The 7,243-nt window shown below is 53.7% G+C and carries 7 protein-coding genes; 2 read left to right on the top strand and 5 right to left on the bottom strand.

Annotation, left to right across the window (positions count from 1 at the left end):
• The coding region (locus tag ACR0NO_RS06480; RefSeq protein ID WP_480723372.1) for a fasciclin domain-containing protein at positions 1-1,768 on the top strand (1,768 nt) is incomplete at its 5' end.
• Between the two features lie 247 nt (positions 1,769-2,015).
• Positions 2,016-2,723, top strand: a complete 708-nt coding sequence (locus ACR0NO_RS06475; RefSeq protein WP_480723371.1) for an IS6 family transposase — start codon at positions 2,016-2,018, stop codon at positions 2,721-2,723.
• A 312-nt stretch (positions 2,724-3,035) separates the two neighbouring features.
• On the opposite strand, the gene ACR0NO_RS06470 is transcribed toward ACR0NO_RS06475, so the two are convergent.
• From ACR0NO_RS06470 to ACR0NO_RS06450, 5 genes are all read right to left on the bottom strand, one after another.
• A complete protein-coding gene (locus ACR0NO_RS06470) occupies positions 3,036-3,617 on the bottom strand; it encodes a disulfide bond formation protein B (RefSeq protein WP_170639136.1) in 582 nt (193 codons plus the stop codon).
• 9 nt (positions 3,618-3,626) lie between these two features.
• Positions 3,627-3,782: a DUF5993 family protein gene (locus ACR0NO_RS06465; protein WP_425084400.1), complete on the bottom strand. Its 156-nt coding sequence runs from the start codon at positions 3,780-3,782 to the stop codon at positions 3,627-3,629.
• 144 nt (positions 3,783-3,926) lie between these two features.
• A complete protein-coding gene (locus tag ACR0NO_RS06460; protein ID WP_480723370.1) occupies positions 3,927-4,871 on the bottom strand; it encodes an aldo/keto reductase in 945 nt (314 codons plus the stop codon).
• 951 nt (positions 4,872-5,822) lie between these two features.
• The gene (locus ACR0NO_RS06455; RefSeq protein ID WP_170681700.1) at positions 5,823-6,167 is read right to left on the bottom strand and encodes a RidA family protein; all 345 of its coding nucleotides are present in this window, start codon (positions 6,165-6,167) and stop codon (positions 5,823-5,825) included.
• A gap of 47 nt (positions 6,168-6,214) precedes the next feature.
• Complete coding sequence (locus ACR0NO_RS06450) at positions 6,215-7,231, bottom strand: D-cysteine desulfhydrase family protein (protein ID WP_480723369.1); 1,017 nt, start codon at positions 7,229-7,231, stop codon at positions 6,215-6,217.
• Positions 7,232-7,243: the final 12 nt, after the last annotated feature.

The raw sequence follows: 7,243 nt of genomic DNA, 5'->3' as shown, positions 1-7,243 counted from the left end.
CAAAACGGCGGCCGAGGTCGATGCGGCGGATCAGGTCACGACCCTGCTTGACGGTGCGACTTTCGGCTCGGAGGGCACTGAGCTGGTCGATAATGAACCCGATATCGACAACCCCAACATCGTTGCACCGGACATCTCGGCCTCCAACGGCATCATTCAGGTCATCGACCGCGTCCTGCTGCCCATCGACATCCCAGGCAATGAGCCCAACATCGTGGACATCGCGGCCGGTTCGGATGACTTCAACATCCTTGTGATGGCGCTGCAAACGGCCGGTCTGGACGGCCTCGTGCGGGACGCCGACGACATCACCGTCTTTGCTCCGACCGATGCGGCCTTCACGCAGCTGGCCGTCGATCTGGGCTTTGACGGAGACACAGCCGACGAAGGCGCTGTCTTCGGCTTCATCGCCGGCGCGCTGACCGATCTTGCCCCGGACGGAGACCCGATCCCGCTGTTGCAGAACATCCTGTCCTACCACGTCTCTCCCGGTGCCAAAACGGCGGCCGAGGTCGATGCGGCGGATCAGGTCACGACCCTGCTTGACGGTGCGACTTTCGGCTCGGAGGGCACTGAGCTGGTCGATAATGAACCCGATATCGACAATCCCAACATCGTTGCACCGGACATCTCGGCCTCCAACGGCATCATTCAGGTCATCGACCGCGTCCTGCTGCCCATCGACATCCCAGGCAATGAGCCCGTCGAGCCCACCGATCCGACCCTTGCTGGAATCGTTGCGGCAAGTGGCGGTGTCTTCGACGACGATGCGACAGATTTCGACATCCTGTTCAATGCGGTTCAGGCTGCAGGCCTGGTCGAAGCCCTTGACGATCCTGATGCCAGCCTCACCGTTTTCGCTCCGAACGATGCCGCCTTCGTCGCGCTAAGTCAGGCGTTAGGCTTTGAGGGAGGGGATGAAGCAGGCGCGTTCGACTATCTGGTAGAAGCTCTTGCACTTCTGAATGGAGGCGATCCAATCGGACTCTTGCAGAGTGTTCTGCAATACCACGTGGCCCCCGGCGAATTGGGATCAGATGAGGTGCTGAACGCAACCTCGATCCAGACCTTGCTGGATGGCGCCACGCTTGGCGTCGATGGCACGACGCTGGTGGATGCGGATCCCGACATCGCGGATCCGAATCTGATCGCAACGGACGTACCGGCCAGCAATGGCGTTGCGCATGTGCTGGACGGGGTTCTTCTACCGGCAGATTTGCTGCAATCCGACGGCTCAAATGACGTTGATTTCCTGATCAAAGGCGATCAGTCAGACTACGTTCGGACCGGACGAGACAATGATTTCGTCGACGGAAATGGCGGAAATGACAAGATCCTTCTGGGCCGTGGGGACGATGTCGGTTTTGGGGGTCTTGGGAAAGACAAGGTATTTGGAGGGCGCGGAGATGACAGCCTCTACGGCGACGAAGGGGCCGACTACCTAAGCGGCGGCAGGGGCGATGACATGATCACCGGCGGGGCCGACAATGACCTGTTGGCTGGCGGTCTTGGAGCAGACACGTTCATCTTCAACTTGGGCGATGGGCATGACAAAATTCTAAGGTTCCAGCAAGGACAGGACACAATCGATCTGTCCGGTGCCGGGATCTCGGGCTTCGATGAGCTATCCGATATGATCGAAACATCCCTGTTCGGTGCTACAATTCACCTTGGAGAAGAACAGAGCATCTACGTGCAGGCCTTCAACCTGGATCTGGATGAAACCGACTTCATTTTCGCCCCAAGCGCGTACGACACAATCGCGTAAGGTCCCAAAAGAACTGAAGAAGTGTCCGCTTGGATCCAAGCGGACACTTTTTTGTCTGATCAGCAAACTTCGGGTGGTTTTTTGTACCACGCGCGACCACATAAACTTGCCAAAGGTTCAGGGTGCGGGTGGTCAGCCAACCGTTTTGAGCGCTGTCATCATCCTGCTGCGGCACGCTCGTATTTAAGATGATCGTGTTAGAAGAACTTTGCTTAAGCGGGGCAGGGTGCTCTCGTAGCCTTCGCGCATGATTAAACAATCGCCATTCAAGTACTTCAAAATCAGTCCCGAGATCATCCGCCTTGCTGTGAAGCTGTACAACTGTTTCCCGCTCTCGCTACGTAGTGTCGAAGATCTGCTGCATGAGCGAGGCATCGACATGAGTCACGAAACTGTCCGCTATTGGTGGAACAGGTTTGGCCCGATGTTTGCTGTCGAGATCAGACGGAAGCGTGTTCAGCAGCTGCGCGCATTCTCCAAATGGAAGTGGCACGCGGACGAGGTTTTTGTGAAGGTGAATGGCAAGAGACACTACCTCTGGCTGGCCGTTGATCATGAGAGCGAAGTGCTGGAAGCAATCATTGCCAAGCGTCGAATCCAGCAAGCGGCATTGAAATTCCTCAGGAAATTGATTAAACGCCATGGTTGTGTCGATGGGATCGTGACCGACCGTTTTGCATCCTACAAAGCAGCGCTCAGAGAAATGGGCGCGCTCGAAAAACAACAGACGGGCAGGAGGCTCAACAACCGCGTCGAGAATTCGTACCCTCCTTTTCGACGACGCGAACGCGCGATGCATCGTTCCAGGCGCTTGCGAAGTTTACAGAAATTCGCGTCTGTCCATTCCTCCGCCTACAATCACTTCAACCAGGAACGATCGCTCACCAGCCGGGACACCTTCAAGCCGACACGCACTGCCGCTCTTGCCGAGTGGCGTCAAAATTGTTCCGGATAGGTTCGCGGTTTCCGCGGCACACTGAGACTGGTTCGAGTTTGTCGGACAAAACCCGCGCGAGGTTTCAGACCCGTTTGAGGAGTTCCCGATTAAACCTAGCACCAGCCATCCGACCGATGCCGTTGGGCGTCTGTTTCGAGCCCAAAGCAGTCAACTGCCTTAAACATGGCCATCTAGTTGGTTAACAGTTTTTAGCTTCCTTGTTGGTAATTGCTTGCGATCATAATTTTAGCGAGAGGTCGCCTTTGTATTTCCTATTTGATTTTAGGAGGCAAAATACCGGAAAAACTGCGCACAAGATCTCTTCTCGGCCTAAGTTTCACCGGCTTCCTCAAGCCTATCCAAAAACTTGTAATCTGTTGGCGGATCGTCGCAAATACCCGGTCCACACTCCAGTAGGGCTGAGCCTACGTTGGCAGTTGCCAAAACTAAGATCAACATGAACGCGGTTTTGGCCAACTTGCTTCCACCGAACCGTTCCGATGCCCTAACGTCCGCAGCAAGATCATATTGCTTTTCAAAGACAAGCATCACTGCGGTCCCGAGTATTATCAATCCGAAGGCTATGCCGGCCCAAGTGTAAAAATGCAGACCGAGAACCGGAGACCCATAGTGCCCGGTGCCGGGCACTATGTGCAGTAGGATTTGGCGGATCGAAACGCTGATACCAAATATTGCTGCCACAAGGACGATTCCGTAGTTCCTTGCACGCGTGCCCCACAAGAGATTCAGCCCGAGCCCAAACCCCACGGCCACGAAACCGACACGCTGCAATAGACACAGCGGACAAGGTAGTTCGTAGAGAACAAGTTGAAAATAGAATGCAAGAACCAACACGAGGCAGACAGCCAGGGCACCAAGCGCGTTCATATTTCGGGCAAATTCAGGTGACATGGAACGATCTCACAGTTGGATTGAAAGCGGCGTTGTTGCATGAAATTTAAGCCAATAAACGCTCGCCAAAAGCGTAACTACGAAGAGGGCGTATGAAAGTCGGACGAGTTTATAGTAGGCGAGCCCAAGGGCGCATGTGAACAACGCAAATAGTAATGCAATCATATTGATCCCTTTGATTTTTGGCCTTGCCGAGACTAGCAGGTACTGAGGACACCGTTTCCTTTTCGAAAATCTGTTCTAAGCACCTTATCAAGTCTCGAATGATCTTCCGCATTGTTTGCTATAATGCCCCTCTGGGATTTCACTTTATGCCTCTGGGTCCTCCGAAGATATCCCGAGCTGGGCTAGTTCTTCCCAAACACCATCAGGGATGGACCACTCCGCCCATTCCATCGCCTGTTGAACATGCTGAGGCCATGTCACTCCGCAAACGGTCGAAATGATGTCGTCATTTTTCAAAGAGTGTTGCAACGCGACCGCCCCGACTGGGACATCGTAGTGCCCGCATACCTCTTCAACAGCACGTATTGGCGCAAGTACTTCATCATCTGCAGGTCGATAGACGTAAAAGCGATGGATCGCGCTGCCTCGGGCGAGTGCACCTCCGGAATAAGGTGCTGCGTTCAATATCGAAACGCCTCGTGATTTCGCCAGTTCTATCAGTGGGGCCGCGTTGTCGTTTACCAGCGTATGCCGGTTGTGTGTAAGGACCACGTCAAAGTCCCAACCCTCCAAAATTGGCATCATCAAGTCGATACGTCCCGCTGCGATTCCGACCGCCTTTGCCAGACCTTCCTCCTTGATACGGAACAACTCTTCAATCGCGCCACCTGGTCCTTTGACCTCAGATAGATCATTTGCATATTCGACATCATGGACGTGGAGTATATCGACGCTGTCGACGCTTAGGGCCGAAAGACTTTCCTCGAATGACCTACGTGCCTGAGAAGAATCAAAGGCACCGGTTTCCATATCCCGGTCGACTTTGGTGGAAAGCACCCGCCCTTCCGGCCAACCGCCAAGCTCACGAATGACTTTTCCTATGCGCTCTTCACTTCGTCCCATGGCATAGCAACGGGATGTGTCCAGGAACGCATTTGGCTGCGAAAGAATTGCCCGAATTGTATCAATCGCGCGGTCTTCCTCAACTTCGTACCCATAGATTTCCGGAATACTTCCCAACCCTGTCGATCCAAACCCGACGCGAGGAACCCGTATCCCTGTCTTACCAATTTCGCGTAGCTCCGCCATGCCAACCTCCCAATTGGTTCCGGACGTTCATAGATGTTGCGCGAGTAGTTTGTTGAAAACAAGTCAGAGTTTCCGCGAAGCTGTTTGGTCGTGATGAGACCTTTCAAGCAATCGCACTACGGGGCTCTTGCGTCGAAGTCATCAGACGCCGGGCTGTGAATGTCTGAAATGCGATGTTTGCGATCTGTTGCGTGAACAAAAGGCCGAAGTGCAACCAATGGCCGACAGGGGCTCAAAGCGGTTGTTTGGTGCACTCTGCTTGATTGACTGCCACAGTGTTCTTTCCAACAGCCCGTCATGTGACACTGTTCGCTATGCCTCGCTTGAAATCGAGCTTCGTGTGGTATTTGTGGCGTACAACTCATTTGCGTCCAAGTTTAATATATATTTAACAGCATCTTGCAGATTTAGCTACACTGACTTCATCTCCGCCACTTTTCTCATGAAGCCAATTTTTTTTGGGAAGGAATGCCGTCAGCCCGATATTCTGCCCCATTGCGGGAGTTTGCATTTCTCGACTTGGTTAGAACTCGTCGCCCAACGCGATCTGAGTCGAAGTGTCGCGCCCCAGACCTCCGCATCGAGGGAGCCTTGCGCGCTCGGCTACATCAGAATTGAGTTACCGAAGGCGTCGGTTCAAGAACTAGCCGAAATCGTGTTGAAGGAATGTGGCGCAATGTAATTCTGAGGTCTGCTTCGTTTGCTCCCGACCGGTTCGTTTTTCACTTGGGCCGCCGCTTAAGATCGAGATTGCAGATCAGGCGCGCAGAATGAACGGCCGCTCTTTTTTCAAGTTCAACGTGAGCATCTCGCTCGTTAGAGGTGCCAATGGGACCGCAACCTAGGAAAAGGTAGCACTTTTTTGCGAGAAACGGCGCATTAACTGAGGGCTTATGCCTGCTATACTTAGAATACCGCTTTGCCGATTTTTCGAAAACTCCCGACAGCGGTTCAGTCACAGGCTGCGGTCACAATCATTTCAACCTTCAAAACACTGCGGGCAAGTTTGGACTCACCGCAGGCGCGGGCCGGAGCGTGACTTTCTGGTGCCCAAGCGTCCCAAACGGCATTCATCTCGGCAAAATCTGCCATGTCAGCAAGCCATATTTCGCATTTCAGAATACGGGTCTTGTCGCTACCGGCTTTTTTCAAAAGGTCTTCAACCTTAGCTAAGATGTCTCGTGTTTGCTCAGCCACAGTAGATGCGTCCGATGTCTGGCCGCAAAGATAGGCAACGCCGTTGTGTTTGACGATCCGGCTCATGCGTTGGCCGGTTTCGATCCTGGTAATGGTCATGTTTCGAGTAGTTCCTGTTAGTGAATTTCATGGTGGTTTGGGTGGAGCTAGGAAAGGTTGTCTACCAACTCGTTTTGGTACCCAAAGAGTGCAGGCAACCCACCCGTGTGCACCATGACAACTTTCTGGCCGGCTTGGATTTTTCCTTCGCTGACCAAATGCAACAACCCTGCGAAGGTTTTCGCAGTATAGACGGGATCAAGGAATATTCCTTCGGTACGAGCCATCTTGTCCAATGCAGCCCGAGTGCCTCCACTGAGTTTCCCGTAGCCGGGAGGCAGCGCTTCGTCCATGACGTTTAGCCTGTCATGCAACGGTGCTGCGTCGATATCCAACAAATCCGCCAGTTTCTGGAGAACGGTTTTCATGCGGGCCATTTGCTTTTCGCGATCCCGGCGTACGCAAACGCCAAACACAGAAGCGGTGTTTTCTTCCAAGGCTACTCCAGTCAACAAGCCTCCATGTGTGGCTCCACTACCTGAGGGTACGACAACCGCATCGACATCAGGCATCTGGTGACACAATTCTCGTCCGGCGACGACGTAGCCCAAAGCACCCAAAGGCGGGTGGTTTAGTCCCAGATGAATGACATAAGGTTTGCGCCCTTGCGCCTTCAACTCGTCGGCGCGAGCGTGCAACGCAGCGTCCGCACCGACTTCGTCCTCGCCCTCGGGGTAGGTCATGTGTTCGGCACCCAGAATTTGTGCCAAAAACACATTCCCAGAGCTGTAATACGCCTCGCCCATATCCGACACACGCTCTTCCAGTTGGAGGACGGATTGCATGCCCAGTTTTGCTGCGGCGGCTGCAGCAGACCGAACAAAGTTTGACTGAACTGCGCCGGTGATCAGAATGGTATCCGCACGTTTCTGAAGGGCATCACCGAAATAGAACTCAAGCTGCCGCGTTTTGTTTCCGCCAAACCCAAGCCCGGTGAGGTCATCGCGTTTCAGCCAGAGGTCGATGCCCAATTCCGAAGACAACCTGTCCAGCCGCTCCAATGGGGTTGGGCCTGACATGAATTGGGCACGAGGAAATCTGTGTAGGTTGTTGTCTAGTGTCATCAGTTGCCCTTC

It is taken from the genome of Ruegeria sp. CL3 (genome assembly GCF_056536505.1).
This window is presented reverse-complemented; position numbering and strand designations above follow the sequence as displayed.